General features: G+C 52.9%; 15 protein-coding genes. 13 read left to right on the top strand and 2 right to left on the bottom strand.

Translation table 11 applies throughout. The features are described from left to right. Nucleotides 1-8 precede the first annotated feature (8 nt). From H5T67_04470 to gcvPB, 12 genes are all read left to right on the top strand, one after another. Entirely contained in the window at nt 9-1,016 is a 1,008-nt protein-coding gene (locus tag H5T67_04470) for an undecaprenyl/decaprenyl-phosphate alpha-N-acetylglucosaminyl 1-phosphate transferase (GenBank protein ID MBC7244574.1), read from the top strand. Continuing rightward, the gene (locus H5T67_04465) at nt 977-2,380 is read left to right on the top strand and encodes a nucleotide sugar dehydrogenase (GenBank protein MBC7244573.1); all 1,404 of its coding nucleotides are present in this window, start codon (nt 977-979) and stop codon (nt 2,378-2,380) included. The genes H5T67_04470 and H5T67_04465 overlap by 40 nt, the downstream gene beginning before the upstream one ends. 121 nt (nt 2,381-2,501) lie before the next feature. After that, nucleotides 2,502-3,086 (top strand): VTT domain-containing protein, encoded by a 585-nt coding sequence (locus H5T67_04460; GenBank protein MBC7244572.1) that lies wholly within the window; start codon nt 2,502-2,504, stop codon nt 3,084-3,086. Nucleotides 3,087-3,135: 49 nt separating this feature from the next. Next, nucleotides 3,136-4,341 carry an SLC45 family MFS transporter gene (locus tag H5T67_04455; protein MBC7244571.1) on the top strand — a complete coding sequence of 402 codons (1,206 nt, stop codon included), beginning with the start codon at nt 3,136-3,138 and terminating at the stop codon, nt 4,339-4,341. A 148-nt stretch (nt 4,342-4,489) separates the two neighbouring features. Next, nucleotides 4,490-4,930, top strand: a complete 441-nt coding sequence (locus tag H5T67_04450) for a DUF420 domain-containing protein (GenBank protein MBC7244570.1) — start codon at nt 4,490-4,492, stop codon at nt 4,928-4,930. A 934-nt stretch (nt 4,931-5,864) separates the two neighbouring features. Further along, nucleotides 5,865-6,233: a hydroxymethylglutaryl-CoA reductase gene (locus H5T67_04445; GenBank protein ID MBC7244569.1), complete on the top strand. Its 369-nt coding sequence runs from the start codon at nt 5,865-5,867 to the stop codon at nt 6,231-6,233. Between the two features lie 8 nt (nt 6,234-6,241). Then, a complete protein-coding gene (locus H5T67_04440; GenBank protein MBC7244568.1) occupies nt 6,242-7,093 on the top strand; it encodes a radical SAM protein in 852 nt (283 codons plus the stop codon). After that, nucleotides 7,069-8,154 carry a radical SAM protein gene (locus tag H5T67_04435; GenBank protein MBC7244567.1) on the top strand — a complete coding sequence of 362 codons (1,086 nt, stop codon included), beginning with the start codon at nt 7,069-7,071 and terminating at the stop codon, nt 8,152-8,154. Before H5T67_04440 ends, H5T67_04435 begins: the two co-directional genes overlap by 25 nt. A 69-nt stretch (nt 8,155-8,223) precedes the next feature. After that, on the top strand, nt 8,224-8,946 hold the full coding sequence (locus tag H5T67_04430; protein ID MBC7244566.1) for a lipoate--protein ligase family protein: 723 nt from the start codon (nt 8,224-8,226) through the stop codon (nt 8,944-8,946). 118 nt (nt 8,947-9,064) lie between these two features. Continuing rightward, entirely contained in the window at nt 9,065-9,466 is a 402-nt protein-coding gene (gene gcvH / locus H5T67_04425) for a glycine cleavage system protein GcvH (protein MBC7244565.1), read from the top strand. Beyond that, the gene (gene gcvPA / locus H5T67_04420; protein ID MBC7244564.1) at nt 9,467-10,825 is read left to right on the top strand and encodes an aminomethyl-transferring glycine dehydrogenase subunit GcvPA; all 1,359 of its coding nucleotides are present in this window, start codon (nt 9,467-9,469) and stop codon (nt 10,823-10,825) included. It begins immediately after the preceding gene. Continuing rightward, complete coding sequence (gene gcvPB, locus H5T67_04415; GenBank protein ID MBC7244563.1) at nt 10,822-12,300, top strand: aminomethyl-transferring glycine dehydrogenase subunit GcvPB; 1,479 nt, start codon at nt 10,822-10,824, stop codon at nt 12,298-12,300. Before gcvPA ends, gcvPB begins: the two co-directional genes overlap by 4 nt. A gap of 155 nt (nt 12,301-12,455) precedes the next feature. On the opposite strand, the gene gcvT is transcribed toward gcvPB, so the two are convergent. Both gcvT and H5T67_04405 read right to left on the bottom strand, forming a co-directional pair. After that, nucleotides 12,456-16,079, bottom strand: a complete 3,624-nt coding sequence (gene gcvT, locus H5T67_04410) for a glycine cleavage system aminomethyltransferase GcvT (protein MBC7244562.1) — start codon at nt 16,077-16,079, stop codon at nt 12,456-12,458. Nucleotides 16,080-16,174: 95 nt separating this feature from the next. Beyond that, nucleotides 16,175-17,347 (bottom strand): hypothetical protein, encoded by a 1,173-nt coding sequence (locus H5T67_04405; protein MBC7244561.1) that lies wholly within the window; start codon nt 17,345-17,347, stop codon nt 16,175-16,177. Nucleotides 17,348-17,490: 143 nt separating this feature from the next. On the opposite strand from H5T67_04405, the gene pdxS reads away from it, so the two are divergent. Further along, the gene (gene pdxS, locus H5T67_04400; protein ID MBC7244560.1) at nt 17,491-18,378 is read left to right on the top strand and encodes a pyridoxal 5'-phosphate synthase lyase subunit PdxS; all 888 of its coding nucleotides are present in this window, start codon (nt 17,491-17,493) and stop codon (nt 18,376-18,378) included. The last annotated feature ends 1 nt before the right edge of the window (nt 18,379 follow it).

The raw sequence follows: 18,379 nt of genomic DNA, 5'->3' as shown, positions 1-18,379 counted from the left end.
GGGCTAACATGACGCAGTATATGTTAATTTTTGCTAGTGCCTTTTTGATTGTGTTGGGCATTATACCATTGGTGCGCAAGAGCGCTATACGCTGGGGCTTCATTGATCAGCCCAGCGCGCGGAAGATACATACGCATCCGGTGCCACGCTTGGGTGGGGTAGCAATCTACTTAGGTTGCATCATCGCGCTGGTTGCCTTCGGCCACCAGTTTTACGTCGCACAGGTTGTCAGCATGTTGGTGGGAGCAACACTGGTTTCCTTCCTTGGGGTGTGGGATGATCGGCTTGGGCTGCGGCCGTTATTCAAACTAGCCGGGCAAACACTGGCAGCCGGCATCCTCTATGCCTCAGGCATTCAGGTTGGCTTTCTACACAACCCCGTGCTGAACGTAGCTGCTACGCTACTATGGGTAGTGGGCATCACCAATGCTCTGAATCTGCTGGACAATATGGACGGCCTGTCCGGAGGCGTTGCCACAGTAGCGTGCATCTTTTTCTTCCTGCTGGCCGTCATGAGCGGACAGTACCTGGTATCCAGTCTGGCGGCTGCACTCCTCGGCGCTTGCGTGGGCTTTCTCTATTACAACTTCAATCCCGCTAGCATCTTCATGGGCGATAGTGGCAGCCTGTTCATCGGCTTCATGCTGGCTGCTTTGGGCATTAAGCTACGCTTCCCTGACAACGTCGCTTTTGTCACTTGGATGATCCCGGTGGTTGTGCTGGGGTTGCCTATTTTTGACACAACCTTGGTGGTTATCTCACGGCTGCGACGCGGACTGAATCCGCTGACCTCGCCAGGGAAAGACCACCTTTCACACCGTCTGGTGCTGATGGGGGCTACTCAGCGCGAAGCCGTGTTGATTTTGTACCTCGTTGGTTGTGCCTTGGGTGTGATCGCCATGTTTCTGACACAGGCCAGCATGATCGAGGGTTATTTCATTGGTGTGTTGCTGCTCGTTGCCGCCGCGTATGCCTTATGGCGTCTGGAGCAGGTCAAAATCGAACCACAAAGGTGAAAAGCTTGACGCTTGCTGACCGCATTGAAGACAAAACAGCCCACATTTGTGTCCTTGGTCTGGGCTATGTGGGGTTGCCCTTAGCAGTAGGTTTTGCTGAGGCAGGATATAAAGTTACTGGCCTGGACGTTGACGAGACCAGAGTAAAAGCCATCCAGGAAGGTCAGAGTTATATCTTAGATGTTGCTGCCCAAGATATCGCTAGATTGGTGGCAGCAAAAAGACTCTGGGCAACAACGGATTACGACATCCTGAGAGACGCAGATGTCGTGTTTATTTGCGTGCCTACGCCCTTCGATGCGATGAAAGCGCCAGATCTGTCCGCGATCATCGCTGCAGCCACAGGCATTGCTAAGCGATTGCGTTCAGGTCAACTGATCATCCTGCAAAGTACTACGTATCCAGGCACCACCGAAGATGAAGTGCTTCCCATATTAGAACAAAGTGGCTTACGAGCCGGGCAAGACTTTTACCTAGCTTTTTCTCCCGAGCGGATCAATCCAGGCGACAAAGTGTATCATGTCGGCAATCTTCCCAAAGTAGTTGGCGGGCTGACTCCTCAATGCGCTGAATTGGCACGTCGACTGCTGAGTCAACTCTCGCCCGCGGTCTACACAGTGTCCTCGCCCCGTGCAGCAGAGATGTCCAAACTCCTCGAAAATATCTTCCGCAGCGTGAACATTGCTCTAGTCAACGAACTGGCTTTGCTGTGTGAACGGATGGGCATTGACATTTGGGAGGTCATCCAGGCAGCAGCAACCAAGCCGTTTGGCTTTATGCCCTTTTACCCAGGACCTGGCACAGGTGGGCATTGCATACCTGTAGATCCTTACTACCTTTCCTGGAAAGCGCGCGAATACGATTTCTACACCAAGTTCATTGAGCTAGCGGCTGAGGTGAATCAGAGCATGCCCTACCACGTGGTTGACCTTGTCATTGCTGGCCTGAATCGTCATCATAAAATGCTACGAGGGTCTAAAATCCTTATACTGGGCGTGGCTTTCAAGAAGGATGTGGATGATGCGCGGAATTCTCCGGCCGAACGCATTATCGAGTTGCTCCTAGAGCGCGGTGCGCTGGTTTGCTACAATGACCCTCATGTTCCGCAATTCCGCATTGGCCGCAGTGTATTTTATCGCGAGCAGAAAGAGTTAATGTCCCAGCCTCTAACCGAGAGCCTTTTGGCAGAGAGCGATTGCGTGGTGGTTGTCGCGGGTCACAGTTGCTACGATTACACCTGGATTGCCAACCATTGCTCCTTGTTGGTAGATACAGTCAATGCTACACAGGGCGTGCAGAGCCCGCGGGCGGACATTGTCAAATTGGGCACGCCCTGGAGAATGGCTTCCAGCTCTCCTAGTTAGAACTCACTGGTACACGCTAAAAAGGCGCCCCCTATGCCAATCCCCGCACAGGGCGAAGGGGCAGCCCTACATAAGTAGGGTGAACACCGTACTGTCCGCGATCATAGGAGTGGAGGAATGAATGGAGCCAGAAAAGGATATCGTCTCTTCTGACACAGAGACCAAGTCACTACCATGGTGGCGTCTAGTGCTCCTGCTGTTCGCAATAGGTATCACCGCACTTATTTTCATCTACCGTGAACAAGTAGCGCGCTTTTCCACATATGGATATTTGGGTCTCTTCCTCATCAGCGTGATTGGGAATGCTACGGTTCTTCTGCCTGTGCCTAGCCTGGCAGCTACTTTTATCACGGGTAGCGTCTTTAACCCCCTGATCGTAGGCACCGTATCTGGCGCGGGCATGGCCATCGGTGAATTGAGCGGTTATCTGGCCGGTTATGGAGGGGGAGCCATTATTGAGGCTCAAAATAGGGCCCGATACGAGCGTATGGAGAATTGGATGCGCCGGTATGGTACCGCAACGATTTTTGTCCTGTCGGTGATACCCAATCCGATCTTTGATTTAGCTGGCATAGCAGCTGGTGCACTGCATTTTCCACTATGGCAGTTCTTGGTCATCTGCTTTCTGGGGAAGACGGTAAAGGGCGTGGCATTGGCTTTCGCTGGGGCTCAATCCATACAGTGGTTGGAGCGGTTCTTGCACTAAGACTGCGGTGCAAGGGTTGAGACAAAAATCTTTTCCAAAAGGAGGATTGATGAAACTAGATTACAGGAAGACTTTTCTGCTTGGTTTTGGCTTCTTTGGCATTAGCCTGATCTGGTCCGTTTACAACTCGTATGTGCCTATTTTCTTGCGCGAATATCGCCTTCCGTTGTGGCTCGTTGGAGCAATTATGACTTTCGACAACATCGCTGGCGTAACCATTCAACCCTATGTGGGTTTCCTGAGCGACCGCACACGCAGCCGTTTCGGGAGGCGCATGCCCTACCTGATGATCGGTGCACCTATCGCTGCCCTTTTCTTTGCGCTCATTCCCGTGCTACACCTTCTCCTCCCAATCTTCCCTTTGCTCATGGCTGCGATCATCATCATGAATATTGCTATGGCCATCTTCCGTACACCAACAGTGGCTCTGATGCCCGACATTACTCCTTCGCCACTGCGCAGCAAAGCCAATGGCATTATCAATCTCATGGGGGGACTGGGCACTACCCTCGCTTTCCTCGGTGGTGCCTTCCTTTACCGGGCCAATAAGGGGTTGCCCTTCTACGTGGGTGCATTCATCATGTTGGTAGCAATTGCTATTGTCGTGCTGGTTATCCGCGAACCTCACGAACATGAGGAAGCACAGGATCGCACAGGCGTCATCTCGACCATCAACGAAATCATCAGAAGCCAGGAGAAAAGCGCTTTGTTCATTCTGCTGGCTATTTTTACCTGGTTTATAGGCTACAATGCCATCGAAACTTTCTGGACGACTTACGGCAAAGAGTATTTGGGAATCGCAGAGAGCACCGCTGCGGCCATGCTCACCTATGTTTCTGCGGCATTCTTGATCTTTTCACTGCCTGCAGGTTTTATTGCCACGCGTTTTGGAAGGAGGCCTACTATCTTGACCGGGTTGTTGATGTTGCTTGTGTTCATTTTGGGAGGCTACTTCATTACGAATATGTTCTACCTAGCAGGTATGTTGATTATTGCTGGTATCGCCTGGGCTTTGATCAATATCAACTCGTTTCCCATGGTATCTGACATCGCAACCCCGGGGAAAATCGGTTCCTATACGGGCCTGTATTATCTCTTCTCCATGCTGGCGGCTATTGTTGCTCCGCCCATTGCTGGCGGGTTGATGGACCTGTTAGGCCATCGTGTCTTGTTCCTCTTTTCAGCGCTGGCGATGCTACTGGCCATCTTGTGCATGCTACAGGTAAAGCGAGGCGAGGCACGGAGCACAACCTAGCTCGTGAACAGCATTGTAAAATTCAATAGGCGCAACGACTGCTGCGAACCCAATAGAGTCACGCGCAACTAAACAGGAAGTTCATGCGTCCTCAAAATTGGATCAGTTCTCACTGTATACTGCCGCATAAGGGCACAAGGAGGGAGAAATGGGTAGCGGGATTTTAGGCACCAGGGCAAACCTTATCGCAGATATCAACTTGATTCTGCAAGTGGCGATCCTGGTCATATTGATTGTTGGCGTATTCCAGGCCAAGAGACGAAAGTTCCAGGTTCACCACACGTGGATGACCGTCGCAATTATCGCCAACGCAGTGCTGATTATCGCCATCATGAATCCCTCCTTTTTCCGCATCCTGCCCTTTGCGCTGCGCAATCCTGGCGCTGATAAGCCGACAGTGCTCTGGCCGCACATGTTGCTCGGGGCTGTGGCCGAACTGCTAGGAGTTTACACTGTCCTTTCAGGCAACATGGGACAATCGGGTACTCAGCGCAGGCGGAACTTCAAATGGCTAATGCGTGTTACTTTCCTCCTGTGGTTCTTGGCCCTCGTGGCAGGCATTGTGTTGTACATGGTGTGGTATATGTAAGTTACACAGCGGGCTTATGCCGGTCTCTTCGCTTCAGCCCTTTCCTGGGAGGGTAGTCAGTGCTAAGGCAGGATGTCCGCTTGGAGTGCATATCCAGCCAATGCGTTCAACAAATCCCTTGCTGGATGCTACGGATTGAGACAAGCCGAGTACACCATTGCCGGAATTGAATTGGCACAAATTGCTTCCCCACAGCTTATCATCTCAACTCGTAGACATGAGCGACTCTAGATCAAAATTCTGGCAAACGCCTTTCAGGTGAGAGCACTAGAGGCAATAAGGCGTGTCTTTGTCTCCCGTAGCGCGCTTGTTTCTCGAGTCAATAACTCTTACATAAGTGCTCAATAGCGTCATCAGGCTGGCTGCCCGGACAAGAAGAAAGCGATCATAGCCCTTGTGCATTCAATTTTAGTTATCACCTATCGCCCGAGCCAGGCAGGATCATGACCCCTATCATGACCTAAGTGGCTACTATTTGCGTTGACGCGATCCACAGGCTACCACAAAACGATTAGTGGTATAGATTCGAACAATTAAGGTATCAGGTGTAAATGAGTCTATCCATGCCTGTGGCAGCATGAAGCAGAACAAGCGCGGACTGCCATTTGATATACTGCACCGAGGTGTCATTCTAATCTGTGAATTGGCAAAGAACCCTGTCCATGGAGTCGCTTCACTGCGCTCAGAGTGTCAAAGAACCGGGGTAGTGCAGAAATATCCGAATCTCAGAAGCGGACAGATTGACATTATCCCTTGTCTCTGCTATACTTCTTGTGAAAAAAATCACCGATATAAGGGGCTTGCCTATTACACACCGAGCACCTACGAATAGGTATCCCTGCGAGGTGATTGAGCAAGGGGGCTCAGCCGTACTAACCCTTGAGCTGTCAGCCCGCCGAAGGGAAGGCATGATATCACATCAAAGGAGGATGAGATGGGCTCAGTACCAGTGTTTCTGCTAAAGAAACTGTATGTAAAAGGAAGCCTCAAGAACACCGCGAACGGCTTCGAATTGACCATCCAGAACACACTGGCTCCAGGCACTATTGAGGGACTCCGTCCCCTGCAAGTAGATGGCGTTGAGTATCCGCTTGAGCAAACCCGGGTAATCCTTCCTGATGGTCGTAGTATTTCAGTAGCAGAACTATCTGCACAAGAGCCAATGCGTTTTGCCGTCGGCGACAAGGTAACCATTCAGGTCGAAGGAACACCTCTGCCTGCCGGCATGCACAAACTCACGATATCCCCGCAGACGAAGGAGGCAGGCGTGCTGGAAATCCCTGCCGAAGATACCATTGCATAGATCCAAATATGACTCGCTGGCAGGAAGCCTGGCAGGTTCGCACAAAACATTTTCGACCACAGATTGGATTTACCCGACCTAACCAAACCTTGGCCATAAGTCTGACGGGCGATCGTTGTGCGCTACATTGTGCGCATTGCAATGGACACTACCTCAGAGGTATGGTTGCTATAGAGGACGCTGACGTCACTGGCATAGCCAGTTGCTTGATTTCGGGGGGCTGTGATCAGTTTGGCCGGGTGCCTGTGACGGCGCACCTGGAGCAGATTAAGGCATTGCGGACTGGTCGGCTTCTGAACTGGCACGTAGGGATGATCGATGAAAAAGACATGCGCGCGATCGCTCCCTATGTGGACATCATCTCCTTCGATTTCGTTGGCGACAACGAGACAATACGCGAGGTGTATGGCCTCGATTATACGGTGGAGGATTACATACGCACATATCAGATGCTGCGGCGATATGCGAAAGTAGTGCCACATCTGACCATTGGCTTGCGCGGTGGCCAGCTCGATGGCGAATACCAGGCCTTGCAGAGACTCCGAGTAGCTGGATTGGATGCTCTGGTCCTACTGGTTTTCATGCCAACGCCTGGGACAAGGTACGCACACTGCCCACCACCACCTTTGGTCGAGGTAACTGACTTTCTGCTCACGGCGCGCTGTGCTTTGCCCAATACTCCCATCTATCTGGGATGCATGAGGCCTGGAGGGCTCTACCGCCGTATGCTAGATCGCTTGTCTGTGCGCGCCGGAGTGAACAAAATCGTGAACCCCGCCCCATCTGCAATACAAGAGGCCAAAGAACTGCAATTGTCGATTCAGTGGGAGAACGAATGTTGCGTCATCCAGAGGCCGTGACAACATGGGATCTGCCTATCTCGACCGAGGCGGAACAAGAAATTGGTGTATCAGTAGGCACTGCAGCAGTTATTGGTCTGCAACACCTGTGCCAAGCGGATAAGCCGACCACTGCCTACTTGATGATCGGCGAACGGTGTGGATGTGATTGCGCTTTCTGCACGCAAGCGCACAGCAGCACCGCGCGATCCCACTTCCTCTCGCGTATTGCCTGGCCTCCTTATCCACTCCAGCGCGTGCTTCCTACTGTGGCAAAGGGGTTTGCCCAACGCACAATCAAGCGCTGTTGCCTGCAGGTCACTGTCTTTCCAGGTTATCTGCGGCAAACCCTTTCCGTGATCGAGCAGCTTCGCTCGCTTTCCTCCATACCGATTAGTGCCTCCATCGTCGTATCGAATCTGGATGCTGTACGTACCTTGCTCGCTTGCGGGGCAGAGCGAGTCACGATAGCCCTCGATGCCGCATGCGAGAGGGTCTACCGCAAAACTAAGGGGAGCGATTGGCAAAGTCGGCTCAATCTTCTGCGTAAAGCGGCCGATCGCTTTCCTGATCGCATAGGGACGCATCTGATTGCTGGACTGGGTGAGACAGAGCAAGAGATGTGCACCATCCTTCAGGAGATGGTGGACTGTGGGGTAACCATCGGTCTATTTTCTTTCACTCCCGTTCCAGGCACGATGTGGGCTAACCGCTTGCCACCCCCACTGCCAGCGTACCGGCGTATTCAGGTAGCCCGCTATCTGCTGGCCACGGGTGCTAGTCGCATGGAAGACTGGAGTTTCTCACCTACGGGGCAACTCATATCCTATGGTTTACACCCTACAAGACTGCGCGAGCTGTTGGCCAATGGCCTCGCCTTTGAAACCGCGGGCTGTCCTGATTGCAACCGTCCTTATTATAACGAGCGCCCAAGGAAAACCATGTACAACTACCCCCGTCCCCTTAATGCTGAAGAAATAGAAGCAGCAATATCCATCGCCATGGCGGAGTTAACGTGGGAGGACCTTGCCTGCTCCAAGCGCTCGTTTGTAGTCACAACAGTTAGCCCTCATGGGGCTTGAATCTCAGGCACGAGAGCCTGCCTATGATGAGCAAACAGACTTTCAGCCTGCTGTATTTTGGAGGAAACGATGCTCTTTGCCGAATGGCGTCTGATTTTTACAGGCGCTGCGGATGGCTATGTCAATATGGCAATTGATGAAGCCACATTGATCCTGGTAGCCGAAGGGCGAGTGCCACCAACGGTGCGTATCTATTATTGGGACGCGCCCTTTTGCACTGTGGGATATCTGCAGTGCATTTCTCGCCTGAAGTCAGCTTTATCACGCAGTACGGAATGCAGATATGTGCGTCGTTTAACCGGTGGGCAGGCCTTTCTTCATGGTGGTGACCTCTCCTATAGCCTTATCGTGTCCATGGCCGATACTCTGATTCCGTCCAATGTGCTTGCTTCTTATGAGCGCATCTCCTCAGGGGTTATCGAGGGATTGCGCCTCTTGGGTTTGGATGCCCGCTATGCCCCTCCGACCAACGTGCAACTCGATAGACATATCATCGCTACATCAGCACAGGCCAGGAAACTAGGCGTACTTTTGCACCAGGGAACGATTGCGTTAGGACATTGTACCGGAAATAGACCACATGAACTGCCTTGTTTCACCTTGACACCGATCAGCGAGCTTTTCGGTGGAGAGATTGATATCGAAAATGGAGCGCGGGCATTAGGCATGGGTTTCAGACGAGCATTAGGCGTAGATCTCAGTCCCAACATACTCTTTGCTAAGGAGAAGCGCTTAGCACGCCAGCTTCTCCGCGAGAAATACATGCGTCCTGAGTGGACCTTTGCCCGCTGAAGAGACGGAATACAGCAGCGAGCCTGCTTGGCGAAAGTGACCGGGAACTGCCAAGGCTTGCGCTTGTCAGCTCTCCCACTGCGGGGCAGTGGATTACCAAATAAGGAGGAGGATAAAAATGGTTGATTATGCAAAGGATCGGCGTTATCTACCTACCCATGAGTGGGTAAAACTAGAAGGAGATGAAGCCATCGCGGGTATCAGCGACTATGCACAACACGAACTAAGCGATATCGTCTATGTCGAACTGCCAGAGGTTGGGGAAACATTTGCCCAGAACGAGGTTTTTGCCACTGTGGAATCCGTCAAAGCAGCGTCGGACATCTACATGCCCATGAGCGGCGAAATATTAGCGGTCAACAAGGAATTAGATGATTCACCGCAGCTTGTGAACGAGGACCCATTTGGCCGCGGTTGGTTCATCCGCTTCCGACCCTCAGCACCAGAGGAATACGAGTCCCTTCTGGATGCCGAGGCTTATGAAAAGCACTGCCAGGAGGAGGCAGAGAAAGGGGGCTAGATGCCTTACATTCCGAATACCGATGCTGACCGTGCAGCTATGCTGAAGGCTATCGGCGTCAAGGACATAGACGAGTTATTCCATGATGTCCCTGAAGCTTTGCGCTACCCGGAATTGACGCTTCCTCCGCCTGTCTCCGAGATGGAGATACTGCGGGAGCTGCGCGAGATCAGCGAATACAACACGGACCTGGAGCACGCGCCTTGTTTTTTGGGTGCAGGAGCTTATCGCCACTTTATCCCTAGCGTCGTCGGGCATGTCATTGGGCGATCCGAGTTCTATACCGCTTATACACCTTATCAACCTGAGATCAGTCAGGGCACACTGCAGAGCATTTTCGAGTATCAAAGCATGATCTGTGCCCTCACGGGCATGGACGTTGCCAACGCTTCCCACTACGATGGAGCAACAGCACTAGCAGAAGCAGTGCTCATGGCTGTGGGTGTGTCTCGCGGAAAGCGTCGCAAGGTTGTGCTTTCCTCGGGCGTGCATCCCGAATACCGCGCTGTAGTGCGCACATACACCCAGGGCATGGGGCTGACAATAGTAGGTGAGGAAATAGATGCCACTGCGACGAGCGATCTCGCAGGTATGATTGACACAGACACGGCATGTGCGATCATACAAAACCCAAGCTTTCTAGGCTATCTGGAAGCCCCAGCCGTTCTGCGCACACTAGCAGATGCGGCTCATCATGCGGGGGCGCTGTTCGTGGTCAGCGCTGACCCTATCTCCCTTGGGTTATTCGCACCACCGGCTAATTATGGGGCGGACATTGTCTGTGGTGAGGGGCAGGTTCTGGGCGGCGGACTGTATTTCGGCGGCCCCTATCTGGGCTTCTTCGCCTGCAGGCAGCAATATGTGCACAAAATGGCCGGGCGTATTGTCGGGCAGACGGTGGATCGATTTGGGCAGCGGGGATTTGTCCTGACCCTCTCCGCACGCGAGCAACACATCAGACGCGAGAAGGCAACTTCTAACATCTGTTCCAACGAAGCGCTGATGGCCCTCGCCGCTGCAGTCTATCTGGCAGCGATGGGCAAGACCGGTTTGCGTAAGGTAGCCGAACTGTGCTATCACAAAGCCCACTACGCAGCAAAGCAACTATCTGCATTGCCGGGCTACAGCCTGCTCAGTCCAAAGCCTTTCTTTAAAGAATTCCCTCTGCGCTGTCCCAAGCCAGTTGATGAGATCAACGAGTATTTGCTCGAGGAGTGGGGCATTATAGGAGGCTACGATCTAGCGCGGGATTATCCCGACCTGGCCAACACGATGCTCATCTGCGTCACCGAGATGAACGCCAAGGAGGAGATTGACTTATTGGTCGAGGCACTCAAGAGCATGGAGGAGGAAGCATGAGAGAACCGCTTATCTATGAAATTAGCTCACCTGGGCGTATTGGCGTCAACCTACCTGAATGCGATGTTCCGCTGGCTCCTCTTCCTGAAGGGTACCTGCGGGAGGATCTACCCTTGCCCGAGGTGAGCGAGGTAGACCTGATGCGCCACTATGTGCGCCTTTCGCAGCTCAACCATGCTGTAGACAAGGGCTTCTATCCCCTGGGCTCATGTACCATGAAATACAATCCCAAGGTCAACGAAGAGGTAGCAAAACTGCCTGGCTTTGCACACACGCATCCCTATCAAGTGCCGTGTACAGTGCAGGGTAACCTATTCCTAATGTACCAACTGCAGGAGTTCCTCAAAGAAATCAGCGGTTTTCATAGCGTGTCGTTGCAGCCCGCGGCTGGAGCGCATGGCGAATTGGCTGGCGTGCTCATGATTCGCGCATATCACGAGTCACGTGGTGACCACAAACGAACGCGCATGCTTATCCCTGACTCCGCGCACGGTACGAATCCAGCTTCGACTACCATGGCTGGGTATGAAACGGTGAAAATCGCTTCCGATGCCCGTGGCAATGTGAATCTGGAGGAGCTACGAACATGCTGTGACGACACCATAGCCGGGCTGATGCTCACCAATCCCAATACACTGGGGTTGTTCGATGAACACGTGCAGGAGATAGCACGTTTAATGCATGAATGCGGTGGCTTGCTTTATGGCGATGGGGCCAACCTGAATGCTATCATGGGCATCGTCAAGCCTGCTGAGTTGGGCTTCGATGTGATGCATTTCAACCTGCACAAGACCTTCTCTACGCCACACGGTGGTGGAGGGCCTGGTGCGGGTCCGGTGGGCGCCAACGAGATTTTGGCTCCTTTCCTGCCAGGGCCTATCGTAGTCAAGGAACGCATGGACGAGCGATGTCGCTCAGGCGAAGAGTGGGAAGAAGAGGAGATGTATTGCTATCATTGGCACATGCCTCCCTCCTCAATTGGTCGTTTAAAGTCCTTTTACGGCAACTTTGGCGTTTGCATCAAGGCCTATACGTATATTCGTATGCTCGGTGCTGCAGGACTGCGCGAAGTGAGCGAAAACGCAGTGCTCAATGCCAACTACCTGCTCAGCCGTTTGAAGGGCATCTACCCGTTGCCATACGATCGGACTTGTATGCATGAATTCGTGCTCTCCGGACGCTTGCCAGATGCACCCGACGTGCACACGATAGATATTGCTAAAAGGCTAATGGACTTTGGTTTCCACCCGCCAACAATTTACTTCCCGCTTATCGTCCCTGAAGCGCTCATGATTGAGCCCACGGAGACAGAAAGCAAAGAAACGCTGGATGCCTTCGCCGATGCGCTTATCCAAATAGCTCAGGAAGCCAGGACTAATCCAGAGCTACTGCACAATGCGCCGCATACGGCTCCTGTCGCACGCCTGGATGAGGTGCTGGCCGCGCGGCAACCGGTGCTGCAGTGTCTGAAATAGCACCCTGTGACACAAATATGCGTGGCGCATTTCACAAGATGCGCCACGCATACCCGTGATACAGATTGCTGTCGGTGGATAGGGCGGTTGGATTGCGCGGAAAACGCATGACCAGATGCGTAACCGCTCAATCCTCATTATCCATTAAGAAAGAGTTACTCCGTCCTCAATCCCCAACTAGCTTTCTCCTCCTTGTCTGGGAACCGTGTCAGTACAGTCGCCCAGACATGCAGTGGCACTTTGTCGCCACTGGTCAAGTCCTTGATTGCCTTGACTGTCCCCTCCTCACCATGCGAAGTAGGAAATATACCGATCTCAGCACCTGGCTCATTGTAGCGCTTGTCCACATAAGCCATGCCAATTTGCCGCCCACCCACTAGCGTGCAACTCGTTACTCGGCCAATGTATTGACCACGTTTGTTGATGACTGGATCGCCAGCGCGCAAAGCCCGAACTCCTGTCTCGTTGACACGAAAGCGCACCACCTCCATCTTTTTGCTGAGTTCTATCTCCAGGCAGTGTCTGCGGCCAATGAAGAATGGCTTGTGGAATTTGATGTAAGGCGCAAAGCCAGCTTCAGATGGCGAGATATTGTAATCCCCCGCCAGTTCATGCCCATATAGTGGCAATCCAGCCTCAATGCGCGTGGAATCACGAGCAGCTAGTCCACACGGCTTCAGGCCGAATGCTGCTCCTTTCTCCAGCAGCAAATTCCAAAGCTCGACGACACGATCAGGATGTACCAGTAGCTCGAAGCCCCATTCCTCGCCGGTGTAACCAGTACGGGCAATAATCAAATCAAAGCCAGCCAATTCGGTGTGGATATGGTCGGTACGCCGCAGGCGAGCCAGCTTGCGCTTAATCATTTCATCGTCTGTCAGGCTTTGGAGAATGGGCAGCGAGTTGGGACCTTGTAATGCTAGATCCACGCGTTGATCTGCCCCACTGCTGGGATCTTTCAGACTGCGAATAATGGCCTGTCCTTCGATCTCCATAGCAGGATTGTCTCGGTCAATAACAACCTGTCGCGAGTTCACTGCACGTAGCCAGGCAAGATCTTTCTCCTCATTGACCGCGTTCACGATGAGCAAGTAGCGATCCCAAGCTAGGCGGTACATCATAAAGTCGTCTATCACGTTGCCGTCAGGATCGAGAAAATAGGCATAGGCCGATTGTCCAGGGTCAATCCAGCGTGCGTAGTTGCTGGCGACGACATCTAGAAAACTGGCTGCATGTTCCCCTGAAACCTCCAGCACTCCCATGTGTGCCACGTCAAACAAGCCGGCAGCCGAACGCACAGCCTGATGCTCCTCCCCTACACTGCTGTACCAGACTGGCATCTCCCAGCCGGCAAAGGGTATGATCTTGGTGGTACGTTTGCGGTGCTCGTCATACAATGGCGTGCGCTTCAGTGGAGCATTCTCTGGCTCGCGCCAGATAAATTCTTGCTTCTTTGCTGCCTGCTCTTTGACCGAGTTCAGGACGGGTTTTAGCGCTGCTTGTCCTACGAAATACGGCTTGGTCAGGCAGAACCAGGATTTCTGTGGCCCTATGTATAGCTCCTGTGCCGTAGGACGCTCAGCAGTGTAATCTGGCAAATCCGCCCGTGCGCGCAAGGATTGACGCAGTTCCTCGCCACGAGGCGTGGCACCCTCTTCTATCAACCTGTTCCACAGGCTTGCTGCTTCTTCTGGATGCACCAGTATCTCCATGCGGACATCACCAACGCCATATCCTAACCTGATGACAAAAACCGGTATGTCCGCCAGCTTCCCGTGCCATACCGAACCTTCGCTGAGTTGTGGCATACCCATCCGTTGCAACAAGTCTGGTCCGCCAGGACCAACCATTGCCAGGTTGACCAAACGAAGGCTTGGATCCTGCAATTCGTCCTCGCCTAAATCCTCGATGACCACAGGGCCTTCCACCTTGCGGAAGATGTCTTCAGGATCGAAGAGGACATAGCCATCGCTCAATCCGCGTAGCCAGGATTTGACTTTGGTAGTGTTCAGAGGATTGGTCAGCATTAAGTACACATCGCGCCCGCGTTTATCGGCTTCCAGGCGTAATATGGCCACATCGTCCAGCAACACGCCGTCCTTGTCTAGGAGAAGGGCACGCTGGGCCTGGTAAGGTGCGAGCAAAGCGACGTTGTTAGTAGAAACCTGTTGTAGAAATGACTTAGCTCTCCAACCGCTGATACGTAGCACGCTTGTATCGCTCGTGTCGAGCAATAAGGCATCGCTTTGCGTTGCCACTCGCTTATCTAGCGCAGGCAGGCCCATGGCTTGCTTAGGCGCAGGCATCTCTGGGATGACCATGAAGTGAGGATAGCCCAGGCCCCGAGGTTTGGTCTCGGATTGAATACGCATTGCAAGCGCGTCTACATCCCGTCTGGCTGCTTCCAGTACATCGAGGTCAATCTTGCCTCGTGGTAATTCGCCTATCAAGCCAATGTACTTGAATGGTTGGATATTGGTTACCACCCGGGCAATGATCTCTGCCAGTTCATCCAGATGCTCTGGCCCCATACCCCGTTGTGTAACCCATGGTGTGCCCATGCGAATGCCGCTGCCCAGAGCGGTAAGCTCATCCCCAGGAATGGTGTTCTTGTTGACTACAATTCCACACAGATCCAGTATGCGCGCGGCTATTTCACCACGCAGTGGGAAACCTGTCTTTGTTTTGATCCCACGCAGGTCCACTACCAGCAAGTGGGTGTCCGTTCCGCCATAGGCAAGCTTCAATCCTCGCTTAGCCAGTGAATCCGCAAAAGCCTTGGCATTCTCCACAATGGCATATTGCAGACGGCGGAATTTTTCTGTCTGTGCAATTTTGAATGCTACCGCCATAGCAGCAAATTTGTTCACATGAGGTCCGCCTTGTTCACCCGGGAAAACGGCTGCGTCTATCATCTGCGCTTTTTCTTCATCCGTGGTCATGATAACTGCCCCACGTGGTCCGCAAATGGTCTTGTGCGTAGTGAAAGTAACGACATCTGCGTAACCAATTGGGCTGGGATAGGCGCCTACAGCAGCCATGCCAGCGGTATGGGCAATGTCTGCCATCAACAGAGCTCCCACTTCATCTGCAATTGCTCTGAATTTAGCCCAGTCGGGCGCCCAAGGATAGGAAGTATAGCCAGCGACGATGATCTTCGGGCGATGTTCGCGCGCCAGGGCCATGATGGCATCATAGTTCAATCGCTCTGTGTTGCCATCTACATTGTAGGAAATAACCTTGTACAACCGACCCGATAGGTTGAACTCACTGCCATGTGTAAGATGGCCTCCTTGGAACAAGTTCATGCCCATCAGAGTATCGCCAGGACGCAGGAATGTCTGGTACACCGCCAGGTTCGCTGCTGCGCCAGAAAGAGGCTGTACATTGACATAAATATTCTCCGCTGGGATCTCTTTTGTGGCAAAGCATTGAGCACACCGACGTTGCGCCAGAGTTTCAATAAAATCAGCATACTCAACTCCTTTGTAGAACCGGCGGTCACTATAGCGGCGATAGTAGGCAAGTTGATGTGCGTGTTCCAGGACGAGTTCTTCCTCTTCGCGCGTCATCCGCAGCGGTGGATACCCCTCGGCGTAAATGTTGTTAAAGACCGAACCTAGTGCTTGCCGCACCGCACGAGGAGCTATGCTCTCAGAAGGAATGAGGATAAAACGCCTGGCCTGACGCTCTTCTTCAAAGCGAATGATTAGATCTGTGTCAGGATCCACCTCAGCAATATCTACGTTGAAAAAGTCACTGTAATGTCCATCTTTCATAGTAGCACTCCTTTGTGTATTCCAGTTTGGATAATCAATAGACCAGCCTGCTCATTTGACCAATACAAGCCACGTTGGCTAACTCAGTCTCATGGCTATAACTTATCACCTGCATTCCCCTTCTGCCAGACAGTATGATCCACATAGCGTGGTACATCTACTCCTGAACGCGCCCAGGCTGCTTCCACCAGAGCATAGAGCCCGCCGGCGACCAATGAATGACCTCCCAAGACGACTGGTACCGGCGCTGACATCGCTGCTTCAGTGAACTCGCGTATAGTCGTATCTACGATGTACTGCGGGCGACGGAGGTCTGAATTGTAGCGGTCGCCCGCCGGTGGCCATACGCCCAGATGCGCAAAGAGAACCCGACTGTCCAAAAAAACGGCTTGGCCGAGTTCAGCCAACGTCGCGAAGAAACGCTTTGGCCCTACCTGTTGATAATAATAGCCCAATATAGAACGAGCTTCACCACGCGCTTGGCGGCCACTGGCGCGCATGCCACGTTCCTCAGCGAGTACACGCACCCGGCACGCAGTCTCGCGTTCCAGGTATTCCCAGACTGCGGCGGACACGCGCCCAGCGACCAAGATTTCTGCGTTGCGGTCAACTAGCCGCTGCATTGCCTGCTCGATATGCGTGGTATCCCAACACAAGTTGTCCAGGAAGATGCGCGTATGCATTCCCACGCCAGGATGGGCAGTCAGAATCATCAGGTCAGTGGGCGTGTCTACATCGAATTGAGTGGAGGCACGCCTGGGAAGGGATTCGTTAGGCAAACCCGCTTTCTCAGCGAGCACCCACCCTAAATCGTTGTCTATAGCAGGCGGCTCAATCCGATCCAGCACATCCGCCGGAGCGAACGCTGCAAAGTCGGTGGAGTAAAAGTTGTTGGTGATGAGGGCCTTGTCAGCCGAGTATAGGCGTTGTATGATATGGGACATTTCATCAGGCGAAAGCAAAGCACCGCTGCCACCACCCATGTAAAAAAGCCGTTTAGCGTGGTACTTCGCCACCAGAGCGCGCAGATGCCGACCAAAATGAAAAGAACTACTAGGTGAATCCAATTCTACTGTCACCCCTTGAGCCTGTGCCCATTCGGCCAAGGCTGGGGAGTTGGTACTCAGCACAATCTGGGGGATGTCTGGTACTTTCTGCGCTCGCTCGATAATGTCCTGCGTGATAGCCTGGCGGGCACCAGCCATGATCTGTTCAACGTCAGTAGCAGTGTGGATACCGGTCATGATCAGCAGGATGGTCTCTTTCAATCACACCTCCTGGTGGCATTATAGCCCTGCGGCTTACTTTCTGTCAAGACAGGTGAACTACTTGTCAATTGGTTAGAAACGAGGTACAATTATAATAGAACAGGAGCAAATTCTTAGATAAAACTCCAAGGAGGTTGCTGATCATGGGGGTTGAGAAAGGAACGTGGAAAGTAAAAGTAGGACTAGCGCAGATGCTCAAGGGCGGGGTGATTATGGATGTTGTGACACCCGAGCACGCCAGGATAGCGGAAGATGCGGGTGCTTGTGCCGTGATGGCGCTGGAGCGGGTGCCTGCCGACATCCGGGCGCATGGTGGAGTGGCGCGCATGAGCGATCCCGAACTTATTCTGCGCATCATGGACGCTGTTACCATTCCCGTTATGGCCAAGTGCCGCATAGGCCACTTTGTCGAAGCGCAAGTGCTTGAGGCGATAGGCGTAGATTACATAGACGAAAGCGAAGTGCTTACGCCAGCGGACGAAGAGCATCACATAGATAAGCACCAGTTCAAAGTCCCGTTTGTCTGCGGCTGCCGAAATCTGGGCGAGGCCCTGCGGCGTATCGCTGAAGGAGCGGCGATGATCCGCACCAAAGGAGAAGCCGGCACAGGAAATGTTGTGGAGGCTGTGCGACACGCGCGGGCTGTGTTGGGTGCCATTCGACGCCTGCAAAGCATGGCTCCCGAAGAATTGATGGCTGCCGCCAAAGAAATGGGGGCTCCCTATGAGCTCGTGGTAGAGGTTGCCAAAGAGGGTCGATTGCCGGTAGTCAATTTCGCTGCTGGTGGTATCGCTACACCCGCTGACGCTGCCATGATGATGCAACTGGGTATGGATGGTGTTTTTGTCGGCTCTGGCATTTTCAAGTCAGAAAACCCGGCTCGCCGTGCCAGAGCGATTGTGCAGGCTGTTACTTATTATAATGAACCCAGGATCATTGCCGAAGTATCCAAGGGTCTGGGTGAACCCATGCATGGCCTGGAGATTGCAGCTATCCCGGAGACCGAGCGCTTGGCAGTAAGAGGATGGTGAG

Source organism: Chloroflexota bacterium, assembly GCA_014360905.1.
In the GTDB taxonomy this organism is placed as follows: domain Bacteria; phylum Chloroflexota; class Anaerolineae; order UBA2200; family UBA2200; genus JACIWX01.
This window is presented reverse-complemented; position numbering and strand designations above follow the sequence as displayed.